The 18,845-nt window shown below is 62.7% G+C and carries 15 protein-coding genes; 10 read left to right on the top strand and 5 right to left on the bottom strand.

Going from position 1 to position 18,845, the window contains the following annotated elements:
* The first annotated feature begins 82 nt into the window (after positions 1-82).
* Positions 83-1,306, top strand: coding sequence for a phenylacetate--CoA ligase family protein (locus CIT39_RS24005; protein WP_101635007.1), 1,224 nt, complete (start codon positions 83-85; stop codon positions 1,304-1,306).
* 36 nt (positions 1,307-1,342) lie between these two features.
* Here the strand turns inward: CIT39_RS24005 and CIT39_RS24010 are convergent, their stop codons facing one another.
* Positions 1,343-3,307, bottom strand: a complete 1,965-nt coding sequence (locus CIT39_RS24010; protein WP_148667336.1) for an acyltransferase family protein — start codon at positions 3,305-3,307, stop codon at positions 1,343-1,345.
* 6 nt (positions 3,308-3,313) lie between these two features.
* Positions 3,314-4,951, bottom strand: a complete 1,638-nt coding sequence (locus CIT39_RS24015) for a carbamoyltransferase family protein (RefSeq protein ID WP_094972448.1) — start codon at positions 4,949-4,951, stop codon at positions 3,314-3,316.
* 196 nt (positions 4,952-5,147) lie between these two features.
* Between CIT39_RS24015 and CIT39_RS24020 the strand changes: the two genes are divergently transcribed.
* From CIT39_RS24020 to CIT39_RS24055, 8 genes are read left to right on the top strand one after another with little or no spacing between them, the layout of a single operon-like run.
* Positions 5,148-6,524 carry a GHMP family kinase ATP-binding protein gene (locus CIT39_RS24020; RefSeq protein ID WP_094972449.1) on the top strand — a complete coding sequence of 459 codons (1,377 nt, stop codon included), beginning with the start codon at positions 5,148-5,150 and terminating at the stop codon, positions 6,522-6,524.
* A gap of 21 nt (positions 6,525-6,545) precedes the next feature.
* Positions 6,546-8,465, top strand: a complete 1,920-nt coding sequence (locus CIT39_RS24025; protein ID WP_244607443.1) for an N-acetylneuraminate synthase family protein — start codon at positions 6,546-6,548, stop codon at positions 8,463-8,465.
* Entirely contained in the window at positions 8,465-9,154 is a 690-nt protein-coding gene (locus tag CIT39_RS24030; RefSeq protein WP_094972451.1) for an acylneuraminate cytidylyltransferase family protein, read from the top strand. Before CIT39_RS24025 ends, CIT39_RS24030 begins: the two co-directional genes overlap by 1 nt.
* Positions 9,147-9,911, top strand: coding sequence for an SDR family oxidoreductase (locus CIT39_RS24035; protein WP_162308648.1), 765 nt, complete (start codon positions 9,147-9,149; stop codon positions 9,909-9,911). The genes CIT39_RS24030 and CIT39_RS24035 overlap by 8 nt, the downstream gene beginning before the upstream one ends.
* Positions 9,908-10,756 (top strand): sugar phosphate isomerase/epimerase family protein, encoded by an 849-nt coding sequence (locus CIT39_RS24040; protein ID WP_094972453.1) that lies wholly within the window; start codon positions 9,908-9,910, stop codon positions 10,754-10,756. The genes CIT39_RS24035 and CIT39_RS24040 overlap by 4 nt, the downstream gene beginning before the upstream one ends.
* Positions 10,753-11,514 (top strand): SDR family NAD(P)-dependent oxidoreductase, encoded by a 762-nt coding sequence (locus tag CIT39_RS24045; RefSeq protein ID WP_094972454.1) that lies wholly within the window; start codon positions 10,753-10,755, stop codon positions 11,512-11,514. The genes CIT39_RS24040 and CIT39_RS24045 overlap by 4 nt, the downstream gene beginning before the upstream one ends.
* A 13-nt stretch (positions 11,515-11,527) precedes the next feature.
* Positions 11,528-12,367 carry an SDR family oxidoreductase gene (locus CIT39_RS24050; protein WP_094972455.1) on the top strand — a complete coding sequence of 280 codons (840 nt, stop codon included), beginning with the start codon at positions 11,528-11,530 and terminating at the stop codon, positions 12,365-12,367.
* On the top strand, positions 12,345-14,432 hold the full coding sequence (locus CIT39_RS24055) for an acyltransferase family protein (protein ID WP_094972456.1): 2,088 nt from the start codon (positions 12,345-12,347) through the stop codon (positions 14,430-14,432). Before CIT39_RS24050 ends, CIT39_RS24055 begins: the two co-directional genes overlap by 23 nt.
* Before the next feature lie 138 nt (positions 14,433-14,570).
* Here the strand turns inward: CIT39_RS24055 and CIT39_RS24060 are convergent, their stop codons facing one another.
* From CIT39_RS24060 to CIT39_RS24070, 3 genes are read right to left on the bottom strand one after another with little or no spacing between them, the layout of a single operon-like run.
* Positions 14,571-15,761 carry a hypothetical protein gene (locus CIT39_RS24060; protein ID WP_094972457.1) on the bottom strand — a complete coding sequence of 397 codons (1,191 nt, stop codon included), beginning with the start codon at positions 15,759-15,761 and terminating at the stop codon, positions 14,571-14,573.
* A 31-nt stretch (positions 15,762-15,792) separates the two neighbouring features.
* The gene (locus tag CIT39_RS24065) at positions 15,793-16,668 is read right to left on the bottom strand and encodes a hypothetical protein (protein WP_162308649.1); all 876 of its coding nucleotides are present in this window, start codon (positions 16,666-16,668) and stop codon (positions 15,793-15,795) included.
* Positions 16,669-16,726: 58 nt separating this feature from the next.
* Positions 16,727-17,467: a hypothetical protein gene (locus CIT39_RS24070; protein WP_162308650.1), complete on the bottom strand. Its 741-nt coding sequence runs from the start codon at positions 17,465-17,467 to the stop codon at positions 16,727-16,729.
* A gap of 487 nt (positions 17,468-17,954) precedes the next feature.
* Between CIT39_RS24070 and CIT39_RS24075 the strand changes: the two genes are divergently transcribed.
* Positions 17,955-18,839, top strand: coding sequence for a class I SAM-dependent methyltransferase (locus CIT39_RS24075; protein ID WP_162308651.1), 885 nt, complete (start codon positions 17,955-17,957; stop codon positions 18,837-18,839).
* Positions 18,840-18,845: the final 6 nt, after the last annotated feature.

Consider the following 18,845-nt stretch of genomic DNA (forward strand, 5'->3'; position numbering starts at 1 on the left):
TCCTCTCCGGGCCTCGCCAATGGCCGTCTGATACCCACGCCAGCGGCGGCGCGCAACGGATGCCAACACGGAAAGAACAGCCATGACCACCCACTACGACGCCCGCGAGACGCGCGACCAAGCCGCCCGCGAGGCCGATCTGTTCTCCCGCCTGCCGGAGGTGCTGCGAGCCGCGATGGCCGCCCCGGCCTATGCCGAGCGGCTGAGAGGTATCGATCCCGCCGCCGTGACCTCCAGGGCCGCGCTGGCGGGCCTGCCGGTCTTGCGCAAGTCGGAACTGCCCGCCTTGCACAAGGCCTCTGCGCCCTTCGGAGGCTTCGTGGCGGCGGCCCCCGGTTCATTCGCCCGCCTCTTCACCTCCCCCGGCCCGATCTTCGAACCGGAGGGACGGCAGGCTGATCCGTGGCGCGGCGCGAGGGCGTTGTTCGCGGCCGGGTTCCGGCCCGATGACACCGTCCTCAACACCTTCAGCTACCATCTCACCCCGGGCGGCTTCATCTTCGACGCCTCGGCCCGCGCGCTCGGCTGTGCCGTGATCCCGGCGGGGCCCGGCAATGCCGAACAGCAATTCGAGTTGATCGAAGCCTACCGCCCGGTTGGCTACAGCGGGACGCCGGACTTTCTGAAGATATTGCTCGATGCCGCGGCCAGTTCAGGCCGCGACGTCTCCTCGATCAAACGCGCACTGGTTTCCGGCGCGGCGTTCCCGCCCTCGCTCCAGGCTGAGATCAAGGCGCGCGGCATCGACGCCTACCAGGCCTTCGGCACCGCCGATCTCGGCCTCATCGCGTTCGAGACCGAGGCACGCGAGGGCATGGTCGTGAACGAAGACCTGATCCTGGAGATCGTCAGGCCCGGCACTGGCGATCCCGTCGCGTCGGGCGACGTCGGCGAGATCGTGGTGACGTCGCTCGATCCCCACCATCCCTGGATCCGGCTCGCCCTTGGCGACCTCACCGCAGCGCTGCCGGGTCCGAGCAAGTGCGGCCGCACCAACATGCGCATCAAGGGCTGGATGGGCCGCGCCGACCAGACCACCAAGGTCAAGGGCATGTTCATCCGCCCCGAACAGATCGCCGAGATCGGCAAACGTCATTCCGCGCTCGGAAGATTACGCCTCGTCGTCACACGGCAGGGCGAGACCGATGCGATGACACTGAAAGCGGAAACGGCGGCGGCCAGCCAGGCGCTGCACGAGGAGATCGCCAGCAGCTTGCGCGCCGTGACGAAACTCGGCGGAGCCGTCGAGCTGGTCAGCCCCGGCATGCTGCCGAACGACGGCAAGGTGATCGCGGACGAGCGGTAGCATCCCTGACAGGCGCCTGAAGCCGCCCGTCCCCGCTCACCGCTCCGGCGAGGCATATCGCGAAAGGCGCGCCTTCAAATCCTTGCCGACGACGGTCTCGCCGCAAACGCTGAGATGATCGAAATCCCTGTACATCAAGCAATCGCCGCTCAGCAGATTCATCGCATCGGGATTGATGATATCGAAGAACGACACGTAGTCGAAGTTCCTGCGTTGCAGGTCAACGGTGCTGCGCAAGTGCTTCTCGAGCGCCGAAAAGATACCCGCCGTCACGGGACTGACGGGATACCCCTCTCGCGCGACCTTCTTCATCCCTTCAAAGTCGGCGAAATTGAGCCTCGGTTCGACGAAGGGACCAAGCCAGATTGTCCTGGTCATCCCAGACATGGCTTGCAGATAGCCGATCGTCTGGGTGATCGCGTTATCGTTGAAATGGTACTTGCCGCCAAATTTCAGCACCTCGCCGGGCTCTTCCTGATCATTTTCGTCGAGCACGAGATGGGATCCGGAGAAATGCAGGATGACCGTCCCGACAACTTCCCGATGCGCATCCATGAATTCGCCGAATCCAATATAGGGACATTCGCGTCTCGTGTTGTCCCAAGGGCGGCAGCCAGGGTTGACCAGCCCAACGACAAACTTGCCATAGTTGTTCCTGAACAGTGCGTTGTAGATGTTCATCGCGTGGGAGTCGCCGATAACGACTGTCCCGGGTCCAAACCTCTTCGAGCAATCGACGAGCCGGCCCCAGGCCGCAGGTTCGAGCTGCGTCATCCAGAAGACGCAATTGCCATCCGTGGCCATGTCGCGCGTGAGCTCGCCCCCGGTGTCACGCATGAGCAACTGGTAGAGACGACGCGTATCGTCTCCACTGAAGTAGAGACCTTGCTTTTCGAATCCGTTGGTGGCGATCGCAGCGATACTGGTGCCGGCGAGTGAGAATATGCCGAGCGAGCAAGCCGCAATCAGCGCCGGCTTTCTCAGCCACTTGCGATCTCTGGCCGGCTGCTCGACCAGGCGATAGGTCAAGATGGCAAGCACGAAAGAAACAGCCGTCAGCGCAAGCGCGACACCGACACTGGGGCGATCAAAGCCGCTCAATCTGGCGAAAACCAACACCGGCTGATGCCATAGATAGGCGCTGTAGCTGACGAGCCCGATTGCGACCGGGATCCGACTTCCGAGCACCCTTCCGACCGTCGTCCGAGTGGTCGCGAACGCAATGACGAGCCAGGCTCCGACCACCGGGGTCAGAGCGCGAAAACCTGGATATTTGAATCCGCCGCGCTCAAAAAGGCCGAACGCAATAAGCCCGATGCCGACGAGGACCAAAGTGTCGAGCGTTGCGTTTGACAGCCGGGCCCGCAACTTCGTGACGGGCCACAAGGCCAGAACAGCGCCCATGAGCAGTTCCCAGAGGCGGCTCGGAATCAAATAGAAGGTGGCTTCCTTGGTTTGGGGTCCCCATTGAGCGTAGCTGATGCTCGCGACGGCGATCGCGGCGAGCAGCACTCCGGCCCACTTCCGACCGAACTTCAGAGCGCCCATCAGGAGAATGGGGAAGATCAGGTAGAACTGCTCTTCGACGCCGAGGCTCCACGTATGCAACAGCGGCTTAAGTTCGGCTATCCGGTCGAAGTAGCCGCTCTGCGACCAGAAAAATACATTCGACACGAACGCGCACACCGCGATCACGCTCTTCGAGAACTCAAGCACTTCACGCGGAAGCATGAGAACGAAAACGAGGGGGGTACACACCAGCACGACCACGATGAGTGCCGGCAATATTCTCCGCGCACGCCTTTCGTAGAACGCCGCGAATGTAAACCTGCCCTGCTCCATCTCGGTGCTGATGATGGAGGTGATCAGATAGCCGCTGATGACGAAGAATATGTCGACACCGAGATAGCCGCCCGGCAGAGCCTTGATGCCCGCATGGAAGAGCATGACCGAGAGAACGGCGATCGCTCTAAGTCCATCTATTTCGGGGCGATATTCCACTTAGGGTCAATTCGATTTCGACAGCCGGTAATTGCCGAGATAGAGCACGTCCAGCCCCGAGCAGAAATAGGTGTGCAACGCCTCCAGCGGCGCGTTCACCGTCGGCTGCTCGTTGATGTTGAGGCTGGTGTTGATCAGAACCGGCAGCGAGGTCGCTTTCGCGAAATCGCCGATCAGGCGACTGTAGAGCGGGTTGCTGTCCGCGTGGACGCTCTGGATGCGCGCGGTGTTGTCGACATGGACCACCGCAGGCATGGTCTCGGCGACCTTCTGATTGACCGGGAACGTCACCACCATGAAGGGCGCGTCGAACGTGTCCTCGAAATACTCGGCCTGGCGTTCATACAATACCGACGGACAGAACGGGCGGAATTCCTCGCGATACTTGATGGTGAGGTTGATGCGGTCCTTCATGCCGGCATGCCTGGGATCGGCCAGGATCGAGCGGTTGCCGAGCGCGCGCGGACCGTACTCCATCCGCCCCTGGAACCAGCCCACCGTCTTCTGTTCGGTCAAATCGGTGACGCAGCGCGACACGGGATCGTCGAGCAGCTCGAACCGCGCCCCGATCTTGTCGAGCGTCTCCCGTATCGTGTCGTTGGAATAGTCCGGTCCCCAGTAAGCATGGGTCAGCGGTGCGATGGCGTGGCCCGCCTCCGCGCATTTCATCATTGCGGCGCCGAGCGCCACGCCGGCATCATGCGGCACCGGTGGGACGTAGAGACGCTTCACGGACGGCTCGGCCGCAATCTCCATGTTCATCTTGCAGTTCAGCCCGACGCCGCCGGCGATGCAGACATCACCGCAGCCGGTTTCGGCGATCGCGGAACGGATCACTTCGGTGGCGACGATCTCGAGCTGCTTCTGGCCGCTTGCGGCAATGTTGGTCAGACGCTGGTCGAGCGGCGCGCCACGCAGCCGCCGCGGCCCCAAAATCTCCTCCATCCTCTCGGTGAAGATGCGCTCCTGCCGTGTCGAGAAATCGCTGGTGAAGATCTCGGCGTCGCGCCTGCGCTTGTCGAGCTCGGGATCGAGCTCGTAATTGATGCCGTTCGGACGCAGCAGCTGGGCGAACTTGTCGAGATAGTCCGGACTGCCATAGGAGGACAGGCCCATGACCTTGTACTCGTCATTGGTCATCTGATAGCCGAGATACTGCGTCAGCATCCCGTAATAGAGACCGAGACTGTTGTTGCGTCCGAACCGCGTCAGCACGCGGAAGTCGTTGCCGCGCGCATGCGCGACGAGGCCGGAACTGGAATCGCCCGAGAAGTCGAAGCAGGCCACTGTCGCCTCCGGAAAACCGGAGCCGTAGAACGAGCTCGCGGCATGACAGAGGTGATGGTCGTAGAGCTCGATCTTCGGGCTGTGGCCGAACTGATACTTGAAATACTCGGTGAGACGCTGCGTGTAGTTGGTGTAGGTCTTCAACGGCGAGCAGATCCAGTCGACGTCGCGCATGGTGATACCGGCCTGCTTCAGGCAGAAGCCGATCGCCCCGCGCGGCAGCTCGCCGCGCGCATGTTTGGCCAGCGTGAAGCGCTCCTCCTCGGCAGCAGCGATCAGCTCCCCGTCGCGCAGTAAAACCGCCGCACCGTCGTGATGCCCGTGCTTGATCCCCGAGCTGATTCCGATCACATACATGTCGCGTAGACCCCTCGGGAGCCTTCTATAGAAACCGCGGCCAATGTAAATCGGCTCGGGCCGACCGAAGCGCTTGAGGCCGGCCATTTTGGCCCGATGCCGCCGGGCGCAGGAACCTTGCATCGCCCCTGCCGCTCCCGTATTACCAACCTTGCTGCGATATGGCCTGGAATTGGCCCTTCCTGGACCCCGAAACGTGCTTGAACGTACCCTCGTCACCATCGCCGAGACCGAGACCATTGAGGAAGCCTTCCGGCGCCTGAATGCGAACATGCTCGGCATCCTGTTCGCACAGGACGCGAGCGGACGAATCGTCGGCGCAGTGACCGACGGCGACATCCGCAGGCGCATGCTCGCCGGGACCACGATCCAGGACCGGGTTGCGACCTGCATCAATCGCAACTTCGTCTCGGCCAGGGCCGGCGGCCCGCGCGAGCAGATCCTCAAATTGCTGGATCAGCGCGTGCACGTGGTGCCTATCCTCGATGGCGAAGGACGGCTGGTCGACGTGTTCAGCCGCGAGCTGTTCAACCTGTCCGAAGAGAGCGAGGTGTTCGCGCGCGCCCGCTCGCCGGTGCGGATCAGCTTCTCCGGCGGCGGCACCGACCTGACGCACTATTTCGTCGAGAATGACGGCGGCGCGGTCATCAACGCCACGATCAAGATGTACGCTCACGCGACGCTGCGGCGCCGGAGCGATTCCAGCATCCGGATCTATTCGCACGATTTCCGCAGCACGATCGAGGCCGACAATCTCGCGGAGCTTGGAACGGACGGGGACCTAGCCCTGATCAAGTCCGTCGTGCGCCTGATCAAGCCGACTTACGGGTTCGAGCTCGAGGTCTCCGCCGATTTCCCGGTCGGCTCGGGCCTCGGCGGCTCGGCGGTGGTCACATCCGCCATCATCGGCTGCTTCAACGAATTCCGCGGCGACCAGTGGGACCGCCACGAGATCGCGGAGATGGCGTTCCAGGCCGAGCGGCTGATGCTCAACATCCCCGGCGGCTGGCAGGACCAGTACGCCACCGTGTTCGGCGGCTTCAACCACATGGAGTTCTTCTCCGACCAGAACACCATCGTGCCGCTTCGCCTCGACCCCAACATCATCGCCGAGCTCGAGGAGAGCCTGGTGCTCTGCTACACCGGCTCGGGTCGCGATTCCGGCGCCATCCACCGCGACCAGAAGGCACAGCACGAGACCAGCGATGCCGTCGCCGCAGCCGCCAAGCAGAAGGAAGTGACGCGCGACATACGGCGGCATCTCCTGCGCGGACAGCTCCTGGAATGCGGCCGGCTGATCGACGAGGCCTGGCACGCCAAGCGGAAGCTGAGCTCGAAGATCTCGTCGGACGCGATCGATGCGATCTACGATTTCGCCAAACAGCACGGCGCGGTCGGCGGCAAGCTACTGGGCGCAGGTGGCGGCGGCTACTTCCTGTTCTTCGTGCGTCCGTTCGAGCGCTACCAGCTCATCGCCGCACTGGAACAGCAGGGGCACAGCTGTTCGCGCATCATGTTCGAAGAGAACGGGCTGCGAACGTGGAAGTCGCGTTTTCCCGCGCGATTTGCCTGACGCAGTGAGACGAGAATGTTGATGACATCGCCAAAACAGACCGCTTCAGTCCGCATCGGCAACCGCCTCCTCGGCGACGGCGAGCCCTGCTACGTCATTGCCGAGATCGGCAACAACCACAATGGCGACTTCGATCGCGCCATTGCGCTGGTCGATGCCGCGGTTGCCGCTGGGGCCGACTGCGCCAAATTCCAGATGCGCAAGCTCGACGAGATCTATCGCGCCTCGAGCCTGTCCGGAAAGGACGACGACCTCGCGGTCGAATACACGCTCGATCTGTTGCGCCGCTTCGAGCTTCCGACGGCGCAACAGAAGAAGATCGCCGAGTATTGTGCAGCCAAGGGCATCCAGTATCTCTGCACGCCCTGGGACGCCACCAGCGTCGCCGTGCTCGAAGGTTTCGGCGTGGAGGCCTACAAGGTTGCCTCGGCCGACCTCACCAACCTGCCGCTGCTCGCGCGCCTCGCCGCCACCGGCAAGACGCTGATCGTCTCCACCGGCATGAGCACGACGGACGAGATCAAGGCCGCGGCGAAATTCCTCGACGAGCGCAACACGAGCTACGTGCTGCTGCATTGCCAGAGCACCTATCCGGCCGCGCTCCACAACATCCATCTGCGCTTCATGGAAACGTTGCGCGAGATCCATCCGGTCGTCGGCTATTCGGGCCACGAGCGCGGCATTGCCGTCTCGACCGCCGCGGTGGCTCTCGGCGCCGTCGTGATCGAACGCCACATCACCCTCGACCGCGAGATGGAAGGTCCGGACCATGCTGCAAGCCTGGAGCCGGAGGAATTCAAGGCTCTCGTCTCGGGCATCCGCGAGGTGGAGGTCGCGCGCGGCAAGAAGCTGGCCGAGCGCGCGCTGAGCCAGGGCGAACTGATCAACCGCGAAAACCTCGCCAAGAGCCTGGTGGCCGCGCGCGACCTTTCGTCCGGCACCGTGATCTCCGAAGCCGACATCGCGGTGAAGAGCCCGGGACAGGGCCTGTCGCCGCTGAAGATGCCGGCGCTGCTCGGCCGCAAGCTGACACGGACGATGGCGGCCGACGACTATTTCTTCCAGAGCGACCTCGATGAAGGCGCCGCAAAAGCACGGCGCTATCGCTTCGACCGCCCATGGGGCGTGCCCGTGCGCTATCACGACGCCGAGCGCTTCCTGGAGATCTGCCAGCCCGACATCATCGAATTCCATCTCAGCTACAGCGACATGGAGCGCGATCCCGCGGCCTATCTGTCCGGCAGCTATGATCTCGGCTTCGTCGTGCATGCGCCCGAGCTGTTTGCCGGCTCCAAGCTGATGGATCTGGCAACGCCCGACGAGGCGCTGCGGCGCTATTCGCTGGAGCAGACCCAGGCGGTGATCGACATCACCCGCGGCCTCAAGAAGTACTTCCCCAAGACCAAGCGTCCGCCCATCGTCGCCAATATCGGCGGCTTCACCATGGACGAGCCGCTGCCGCCGGAGGCGAAGGCCGAGCGCTATCGCATCTTCGCACAGAGCCTGACCGAGCTCGACATGGAGGGCGTCGAGTTGACGCCGCAGACCATGGCGCCGTTCCCCTGGCATTTCGGTGGCCAGCGCCACCAGAACATCTTCATCTTCCCGGACGAATCCGCCGCGTTCTGCGCCAGGCATGATCTGCGCATGTGCGTCGACATCTCGCACACGAAACTCGCCGCCAATCATTTCGGCTTCGACTTCGCGCTAGGCCTCGCCCAGCTCGGTCCGCACACCGCGCATCTGCATTTTGGCGACGCCAAGGGGCTCGACGGCGAGGGTCTTCAGATCGGCGAAGGCGAGATCGACTTCGACGAGATCGGAAAGGTTCTGCGCAAGCACGCGCCGACGGCCTCGTTCATTCCCGAGATCTGGCAGGGCCACAAGAACATGGGCGAAGGCTTCTGGACCGCGTTCGAGCGTCTCGAGGGACACATCTGATGGCGCGCAAGACGCTGGCCGTGATCGCCGCACGCGGCGGCTCGAAGGGCATCCCGCACAAGAACCTTCTCGATCTCTGCGGCAAGCCGCTGATCGCCTGGACGGTGGAACAGGCACGCGCGGCGCGGGGCGTCGACGTGGTCGCCGTGTCTTCCGACAGCGACCAGATCCTCGCCGCGGCCGAAGCCGCCGGCGCGGTCGGGGTGCGGCGTCCCGACGACATTTCCGGCGACCTCGCCTCCTCCGAATCCGCCTGGCTGAATGCGCTCGATGCGATCGACGCGCGGATGGGACGGTTCGAGCGCATCGTCGCGCTCCAGGCGACATCGCCGATCCGCGAACCCGGCGACATAGAGAACGCGCTTGCGACCTTCGATCGCGACCATCTCGACAGCCTGCTCTCGGTCTGCGAGGTCGAGGATTATTTCAACTGGCGGATCGGCGCGAACGGACCGGAGCCGATCAACTACGACTATCGCAACCGCCGCATGCGGCAGCAGATCGAGAAGCGCTATTTGGAGAACGGCTCGTTCTACGTCCTGATCCCATCCCTGCTGCGCGAGCAGAACAACCGCCTCGGCGGCAAGATCGGCTTCCACGTGATGGAACGTCACAAGATGTTCCAGATCGACCGCCCCGAGGACGTCAAGCTTTGTGCCGCCATCATGCGCAGTTATGGCTATGCCTGATCTCAGCGCCTTCTCGCTCAAGCACAAGATCGCGGTGGTGACCGGCGCTTCGCGCGGCATCGGCGCTGCCATCGCGACCGGCCTCCAGGATGCGGGAGCGACGGTGTTCGGCCTCAGCCGTTCCGGGACCGCGCCGCAGGGCGTGACCGCGATTGCGTGCGATCTCTCCGACGACAAGGCGATTGAAAACGCGTTCCGCACGATCGCGGCGCAGGGCGGCCGTATCGACGCACTGGTCAACGCTGCCGGCATCAGCCTTCCCCCACAGAGCACCGAGAGCGAGCTCGCGCGCTTCCGCGCCACGCTCGCGACCGACCTCACCGGCGTCTACGCCACCATCGTCGCCGCCTATCCGCTCTTGAAGAAGGCGGGCTCGGCTGCGATCGTCAACGTCACCAGCATCAATTCGATCCGCGGCTTTCCCGGCAATCCGGGCTACGTGGCGGCGAAGGCCGGACTCGCCGGGCTGACGCGCGCGCTCGCCGCCGACTATGCCGCCGACGGCATCCGGGTCAACGCGCTTGCACCGGGTTATGTGGTGACCGAGATGACCGCAAAGAGTTTTGCCGATCCTGTCATGCACGAGGAGAGACGCCGGCACACCATGCTCGGCCGCTGGGGACAGCCCGCCGACATGGTGGGCGCCGCCGTTTTCCTGACCTCGGAAGCCTCCGCCTATGTGACCGGTCAGGAGCTCTTCGTCGACGGCGGCTGGATCGCCAAGGGCCTCGCCATCAGTTCGGATAGCAAATCGTGACCACAACGATCGAACGCATCGGCTTCATGCAGGGACGGCTGTCGGCGCTGGTTGACGGCAAGATCCAGGCCTTCCCCTGGGACGAGTGGCGGGACGAATTTCCACGCGCGAAAGAACTCGGTCTGACGCGGATGGAATGGACCATCGACCAGGAACGGCTGCGCGAGAACCCATTGACGACCGAGCCGGGGCAGCAGGAGATTCTGGCGCTGTCGCAAGAGAACGGCGTGCGCATCCCGAGCCTGACCGGTGACTGCTTCATGCAGGCGCCGTTCTGGAAGGTCGACGCCGTCGTGCGCGACGCGCTCGTCGCCGACCTCGATCTCCTGATCGCCGCCTGCAGCCGCGTCGGCATCGCGTTCGTCGTGATCCCGCTGGTCGACAACGGCAAGATCGAGCGCGAGAGCGAGAGCGATACGTTGAAACGCGTGCTGCTCGCACGCTCCGGGCAGCTGACAAGAAGAAACGTCAAGATCGTCTTCGAATCCGATCTGCCGCCGCGCGATCTCGCCCGGTTCATGGAGGCGTTTCCGCCGGACGTGTTCGGCATCAACTATGACAGCGGCAACAGTGCCTCGCTCGGCTATGACAGCGACGAGGAGATCGCCGCCTACGCGCCGCGCATTCTCAACGTGCACGTGAAGGACCGCATTCGCGGCGGCACCACGGTGCCGCTCGGCACCGGCAACGCGGACCTCGCCAAGACGATCCGGCTGATCGAGTGCGCGGGCTACAAGGGCCAATACATCCTGCAAACCGCGCGCGCCGCCGACGGCGACCATCCCGGCGCGCTGGCGAAATATCGCGACATGACGGTTCGCTGGATCGAGGACGCCGCGCGATGAAGCTCGAGCTGAACGATCGGGTTGCTCTCGTCACCGGCGCCAGTCGCGGGATCGGGCTTGCGATCGCGACGACGCTCGCCGCAGAAGGCGCCAAGGTCGCGCTCGCGGCGCGTGGTGCCGAGGCACTCGGCGCGGCGCGCACGATCGTCGGGGGCATCTCGTCCGTCCACGTCGCCGACGTCACTGACCCCGCCGCTGCGAAGGCACTGGTCGAGGGCGTCGAGGAGCAATGGGGCCGGCTCGACGTCCTCATCTGCAATGTCGGCAGCGGCGCCTCCGTGCCGCCGGGCAAGGAGACCGCGGTCGAGTGGTCGCGGGTGATGGACCTCAATCTGTTTGCCGCGACTAACATGATCGAGGCTGCCCGGCCGCTGATGGCGCGCGGCAGCGGCGACCGGGCCATCGCCTGCATCTCCTCGATCGCAGGCATGGCGGCGCTTGGCGCGCCCGTCACTTACCATGCGGCGAAGGCCGCGCTGAATGCGACCGTGCGTGGCCTGGCGCGGCCTCTGGCGCTCGAAGGCATTCGCGTCAACGCGGTTGCGCCGGGCAACATCCTGTCGGCGGACGGCACCTGGGCGCGCAAGCTTGCGGAAAACAGTGCCGCGGTCGAAGAAATGCTCGTGCGCGACGTGGCGCTGCGCCGCCTGGGCAAGCCGGAAGAGATCGCCGACCTCGTCGCCTTTCTCGTTTCACCCCGCGCAGCATTCATCACCGGCAGCGTGATGGTCGCGGACGGCGGCCAGCTCAGAAGCTGAACAGGAGCCTTCGATGGCAAATCCCTCCTCCCGCTACGACCTGACCGGCCGGACCGCGCTCGTGACCGGCGCCGGCGGCCTGCTGGGCAAGCAGCACGTCGCAGCGCTCAGCGAAGCTGGCGCGCGCGTGGTCGTCACCGACATCGGACTGGCGCAGGCCGAAGCCGCCGTCGCGGCGCTGAAGCAGGTCACGCCTTCAGCCGATCTAATCGCGCTTGAGATCAACGTCACCTCGCTCGACTCGGTGCGGGCAGCCAATGAGCAGCTTGCAGGCCGCAGCATCATCGTCGACATCCTCGTCAACAACGCCGCGATCGATCCGAAGGTGACGTCCGCGCCCGGCGTGATGCACTCCTCGCGCTTCGAGGCGTTTCCGGTACCGCAATGGCAGACCGAGATCGCCGTCGGTCTGACCGGCGCGATGTTGTGCGCGCAGGTGTTCGGCGGCGAGATGGCCAAACGCAGTCGCGGCGTGATCCTCAACATCGCCTCGGATCTCGGCGTGATCGCGCCGGACCAGCGGCTCTACCGCCAGCCGCAGGTGACGCGCGAAGAAGAACAGCCGGTGAAGCCCGTGACCTATTCGGTGATCAAGCACGGCTTGATCGGGCTGACGAAGTATCTGGCGACCTACTGGGCCGATCACGGCGTCCGCGTCAACGCGATCTCCCCCGGGGGCGTCTTCAACAACCAGGACCCCGCCTTCGTCGAACGACTGACGCGCCTGATCCCGATGGGCCGCATGGCCGATGTCGACGAATACCGCGCGGCAGTGCAGTTCCTCTGCTCGGACGCATCGAGCTACATGACCGGGCAAAATCTCGTCATGGATGGCGGTCGGAGCGTCTGGTAACGACGCCACGGCCAAGCGCGAGTATTTCACGCGAGGACATCGCCAGTGGGAACGCTCGATCACGATCATCAAGTCGGCTTCGAGTCCAGATCAGGCTTATCAAGTGCACTATCGCCCCGAAATTGATGGCCTCAGAGCAATTGCCGTTCTCTCTGTTATTTTCTTCCACGCCGGGCTGGATGCTATTCCAGGCGGCTATCTCGGCGTCGATATTTTCTTTGTCATCAGCGGCTACCTGATCACGTCCATCATCAGCACGGAGATGGAGGACGGCCGATTTACATTTTCAGCCTTTTACGAAAGGCGGCTCCGGCGGATATTGCCTGCACTCATTGTGGTCCTGCTGGCCTGCATTCCCTTCGTTCCCATCTTCATGCTCCCAAGCGAGGTGGTCGAGTTTTCGAAGAGCGTGATCGCAGCGTGCGCTTTCGTCGCGAATGTGTTTTTCTGGATGCAAAGCGGCTACTTCGACAGAGCTGCCGAGCTGAAGCCGCTGCTGCATACCTGGAGCCTCGGCGTTGAAGAGCAATTCTACCTGTTCTTTCCTATTCTCCTGATGGCGGCCTTGCGAATTGGTCGCAGGCGCGCCGGCATGCTCTTCGCCGCGATTGCGGTCGCGAGCATCGCCTATGCCCAGTGGGGTCCCCAGGCCAAAGAGACGACGTTCTACCTGATACCAAGTCGTTTCTGGGAATTGCTGGATGGTGCTCTCCTGGCCCTGTGGCCCACCACAAAGCTGAGGGCCAAGCTGCCGGATGTGGCGCTCGACATCTTGGTCTTCATCGGCATCGGACTGATCGGCTATGGCCTCCTCGACCACAGCGATATCCGGTACCCGGATTTGCGCGCGCTGCCCGTCGTGCTCGGAGCCTGCCTCGTCATCGCATTCGCGACCGCTCGGACCATGGCAGGCAAACTGCTCGGAAGCCGCGTTCCCGTCGCGATTGGGCTCATCAGCTACAGCGCTTATCTTTGGCATCAGCCGATCTTCGTGTTCGCCAGGTTGAGCGGCTTCGACCGGCCAAATGTCGGCCTCGCCCTCTTGCTGACAGCGACGTCTCTCGGACTTGCCGCATTGACTTACCGCTTCGTCGAGCTGCCAGCGAGAGATCGCAAACGATTCGGAAGGCCTGCCCTGATTGGGCTTTCCGCCGTCGGCATGTGCGGCTTGGCCGGCGCCAGTGCTTTCGCGATCGCGACAAACGGCTTCGAGAAGCAAAGCTTCTACTTCAGCAGCAACGATACCCGCCGCCTCTACGAACTTCTCGAACGCAGCACGGGTGGCGATTTCATGCGCGACATGGGCACCAACGGCGATTGCGTATTCTGGACAAATCGATTCGAGCCTGCCGCGAGGGACCGGCTCATCGAATGCTCGAAGAGGTTTGGGCCAGCGACCGTTGTTCTCGGCGATTCTCACGCGATGAACATCTACAATGCATTGTTCAGGAACAACTACTCCCAGTTCCTCGTCGGCCTGGTCGGTCCGGGATGTCGACCCTGGGCCAGGATTCCAGATTGCCCCTATACGGGGTTCGATGAATTCATGAACGCGCATCGCGAGGTCGTCGAAACCGTCATCCTGCATTTCTCCGGATCTCACCTCGTGGTCGACGAGCATAACCGGCAGGAGCCCGCCGATGTCTTGAAGTTCGGAGGCAGGTATCATTTCAACGACCGCCCGATCGCCATGACGATCGACTATCTGCAAGCTCTGTCCCACCTGACCAAGACGATCTGGTTGGGCCCTTTCCTCGAATCGAGAATGGACTTCCGCGATCTCGAGCGCATGAAACGGGTCGCGCGCGGTGGATTTCATCTCAATCCCCCGACGGTAGAGATCTTTGCGGCCCTTGATAAGCACCTTCGTGACAAGACCAGCCAGCCGCCAAGGAACTTCCAGTTCATCTCGTTCTCCAAAGTCATCAATCAGGAGGCACGAGGATTGCTCGATGGCGATTGCCTGATGTACCGGGATTCCGATCATCTCAGCGTCTGCGGAGAACGCGTCGTCGGAAATGACCTCAAAAGGGTCCTTTTGAGGTACACGTCGACAGGGCAGTAGCCAGAGAATTCGCGCAAGCCGGCTAAAATCTCGTCATGGATAGCGGGCGGAGCGTCTGGTAGCGCACGCAGAACCGGCACAAAGACGGCAAGACCGCGCTCGCCGCCCCTTCAGCCGTGATCCATGGCAGCACTGGCTTCAGCCGCTAGCGGGTTGCGCCTCGCTCTTGCCTTCCAGCAATTTGCCAAGTCCTTCGCTGGCGACGAACACGAGCCCCGCCAACCCGGGTATGATGAGCCGCGTCTCGGAGAAATCCGCTATGAAAAAGACGAGCCCCACATGGACCAAGCAAGCCGAACCGACCACGGCGATCGTCCGGGTCAAGGCAACCGTCCTCACGATCGCGATCGCGAGCACAGGACTGGCGATCGCCACCACGAGCTTCATGGCTTGAAGATTGCCGACCAGCTTGCTGAAGTCGCCATTGGTGACCAGGAATGATCTGTAATCCGTTCCAGGATGCATCCAGATCAGCATCTTCGGCACGGCCAGCGAGATGCCGATCAGCAACCCGAACACGACCCATTCTTTCAGTGTAGGCCATCGCCGCTCGAAAGCTGCGAGGGCCAGCAGCGAGAACGCTGACGCGAACACGACGTCGGTCCGACCGAAGCTGATGATCAGCCCCGAAATGACCGCGGCGGGATATCGCCGCGACGTCAGCAGAAACAGCTGCCAGAACAGCCCCCCCGCGATGAAGACGGGACCCATGCGTCCCGGATACATCGCGGTCTGCGTGTAGAATGCAAAGGTCAGCAAGCAGAGCCACGATGCAGTCGGTGAAAGAAGCAACGTCGCCAGCGCGAATACTGCAAGAAACGACAGGGAATCGAATAAATAGTTCGCAATGATGTGGGTGTGGTACGTCGAGCCCCCATGCGTGTGATCGTCGCCGAATAGCTGCACATAGGCCTCGGTGATCTTGGCGAGCAACGGCCGCATGACGCCTTCGACAGCATCCATGTGGGCAAACTCTCGCTCGTGGTCGAGGCTGAACTGCATCTGCTCGCGCAGCAGGTTGGCTTCGTGCGCGGTGATGGACAGCGCGAGGCAGCAGCTCACCAGCAGCCCCAGCGTGACTGGATTGAAGAAACTGCGTCTGACCTTGTACAAGACCAGCAGCGGAACGACGGCAACGACCACGTAGAAACCTATTCCGGCATATCGCAGCAAACCGGGGAGGTATCTATCGGAGATGTTGACCCAGTACCAGGCGATGACCAGAACGTTGGAAATCACCCAAAACCCCAGCACCAGGCCGAGGGATGGAGTCTTCATCTGATCGTCAAACTTCAGCAAGCGGCCAAGACCGCCGGACCGTGACAGCATTGCCCCGTGCTCCGACAATCGATTTCCTTGATCAATGCTGGAGAATGCCGGCGAGGTTCATGTGCGCAGGCCGCGAGTGCTCGATACCCAGCAACGTCCGCCGATTGTCGTTGGTGCGCTGCAAGTGCAGGCTCGCGAGCGTCATTCCAGTGCAAGTGGTAACCGTAGTCCCGCGACCGCCGAACGGCTTGAGGAAGTCGAACACGTGACTGCCGAACATGTCGACGACCGATACCTCTCGCGCACCGAGCGGCGGAATCTCGCCGAAATCGCCCTCGATCTGCTCGCCGTCCTCGCGGATCAGCTTCGACGTCGGCCGCGCCGCATGAGCATATTCGGGATCGGAGGAGTGATTGATCAGCATCACGCTGCTGACGATGTCGCTGGTCGCAATGATCTTCGGATTGATCCCGGTGAACCCGACATGCGCCTTGAGCCTGCCCTCGTTCAAGGGCCGGGCAAACGCGCCGGTGCGGTAGATCGCGACGTTATCCTGATCGACATAGGTCATCGAATAGCTGGCAGGCGATGAACGGAAGCCGTCCATGCGTCCGCGCGACATTACGGCGATGACCAGGTAATCGTGCTGTGGCAGCTTGAGCGAGGCGAAAAGCCGCGACAGCTCGATCTCGACGGAGGCGCCCGGCGCGTAGTCTTCCGGAAACTCGTAGGTCGCCCGATACTCGCCGTCACGCGACAGGATGTGCAGTTTGAACCTGAGCTTCTTGCTGAAGCCCGAAGCGACCAGGCTGGCGAACTCGGGAACGAGATCCTTGACCGTTTCGCGAAAATTCTTGCGCAGGCTGCCTGCGACGAGGCTGCGGAGATACCTGATGTCGACCGGACGATACCAGGCAGGAATCGAAAAGCCCATGCGCGACTCGACGCCCGCGAAAGTCGGGAACATGAATCTTGGCTCGTAGGGCTTCCAGGGGCTGGACGAGAAACGTGTCACGGACGCGCCTCTAAAAATGATGCAGGCTGAACTTGCCGTTGGCAAATTCGTAATAACTGAACGGACTGGCGATGTTGGTGCCCTTGAATTCCAGGGCGAAACCTTCGGCCGCGCCGACCAGCCGTTCAGCCTCAGGGAAAAGGTCCAGCGTGCTGATCCGGATGGCGCCCATCGGCGCGATCTCCGGTATTTCACGCTGGCCTAATGCCGTGCCGTCGAGGGCCATGAGCCGCGCCGTCCCGACCGAGACGCCTTCGGACGCCATGCAGGAGTTCACCAGCACCACGCCGGACTCCTTCAGGAATCGCGTGAGATAGGACTGCATCCAGGCGGAGGTCGGGAACGGCGCTGCCGCGACCGGTTCGCGTTCGTGAGACAACGTTATCGCACCGTGCTGCGAGAAATATTGTGCGTAATAGCCGGTTGTCACCTTCCGTCCGGGACGAAGCTTGGTCTCGTGCTTCGGGACCAGCGCCATCGCGACCGTTCCCGAAACGCGCGGACACAGCTCCGACGTCTGCAATTGCATTTGTCCGTTGACGCCGAGTTCCCTGTGGAAATATCCAGCCGGCTTGCCCGCTCCATCGAAGAGCCAGACATGAGCATCTACCTCCGGATGATCCTTCATGAAAACCGAGAAGTAGTTGAACGCGCAGACTTCCGTCGTGACGGTATCGTCGTTGCGCAGGTAGAGCACGGCGGGCGGATAGCCCCTCGCGACCGCCTCGCCAATCAGCAATTCACCGGGCATTCGACAAGACTCGGCGGGAGAGCGATGGATCGGCACAGGCCGAACCGGCCGGCGGCTTTGGACAAATCAGACGCGATGTTCTTGCCCGCTTGCTAAAACCTCGACGCGATTTCAGGGCTTGTTTACGCTGAGCCGACAGCAGAATCAACCGGGAACGGGGTCGCGTCGAGCGGCCCCAAAGAGACGGCGCGAGCATCGTGGTCATGCTCGATAGCCCCAGTCTCTGCGGCCACGTGGCAGCCGGACAATGCGTGGCAACCAGACAAGATGATGCTCCGCTTCGGTACGGATACCCGCGATCCCGCCTGCCCTGGGATCCTTGCATTGCCGCTGCGGCTCCCGTATGACCGAATCCGGCTACGTGACCTGGTACCCGCCTGAAAACAGGCCGGAACATCGGCCATTTCCTGGATCCACACCGTGCTTCAGCGACTGCTCCTCAGCATCACTCCAATCACGGCGTCCATTCCGCCGGGGAAACGCTGACGTGCGCTGGCAAACAAAAGCGCGGGCGTTCTCGGTGCTTTCGAATATCCCCCGGGGCGGAGACCTGCACTACGCGCTGCAGCGCTACGTCACACGCCGGCTGCCGCGCCCCGAAAAGCAGGTCAGATCCATCTACACCCTCGCGCAGCGGCTGCTGGCCGTTCACGAGAAGTACAGCTTGCGGCCGCTGCGGGATTCGACTTGCTTCGAATTCGGCGCCGGACGCGATCTGATCGTTCCGCTGGCTTTCAGCGCCCACGGGGCCCGACGCTTCGTCACCGTCGACATCGAGCGCCTGGCCAAGCTGGAGTTGATCCGCTCCAACGCCGCCATCGTTTCTCGACTGAGCGGCACCGACCACCCCGAGATAAATTCCCTGGAGGACCTCGAACCTACGTGGAGGATCGACTATCGCGCACCGGCCGATGCCCGGACGACCGGCCTGCCCGCCGCCTCGATCGACTGCGCCGTCTCCGTCGAAACGCTCGAGCACATTCCCAAGCGCGACATCGCGGCAATCTTGAAGGAGCTGCGACGCATCATGCGTCCCGACGGATTGGTCCTCATGCAAATCGACTATGGCGACCATTTCAAAGGCTTCGATCCGTCCATCAGTTCATTCAACTTCCTGACATATTCCGAGGAGGATTGGGCGCCTTTCCAGTCGCGCTTCCAATACGTCAATCGTCTGCGCCACAGCGAATATCTGCAGCTGTTCAGGGAGGCAGGGTTTCAACTGCTCAGCGACCAGCCCGACCGCCGGCCACCGGAACAGCACATCCTCGAACGACTGGCACCATGCTTCAGAGACTTCTCCGAAGAGGATCTGTTTACACTCGGCTCGCTGATCGTCGGCCGTCCGGCCGACCTATCGATAGGACACTGAACATCG

It is taken from the genome of Bradyrhizobium symbiodeficiens (genome assembly GCF_002266465.3).
GTDB classification, from domain to species: Bacteria; Pseudomonadota; Alphaproteobacteria; order Rhizobiales; family Xanthobacteraceae; genus Bradyrhizobium; species Bradyrhizobium symbiodeficiens.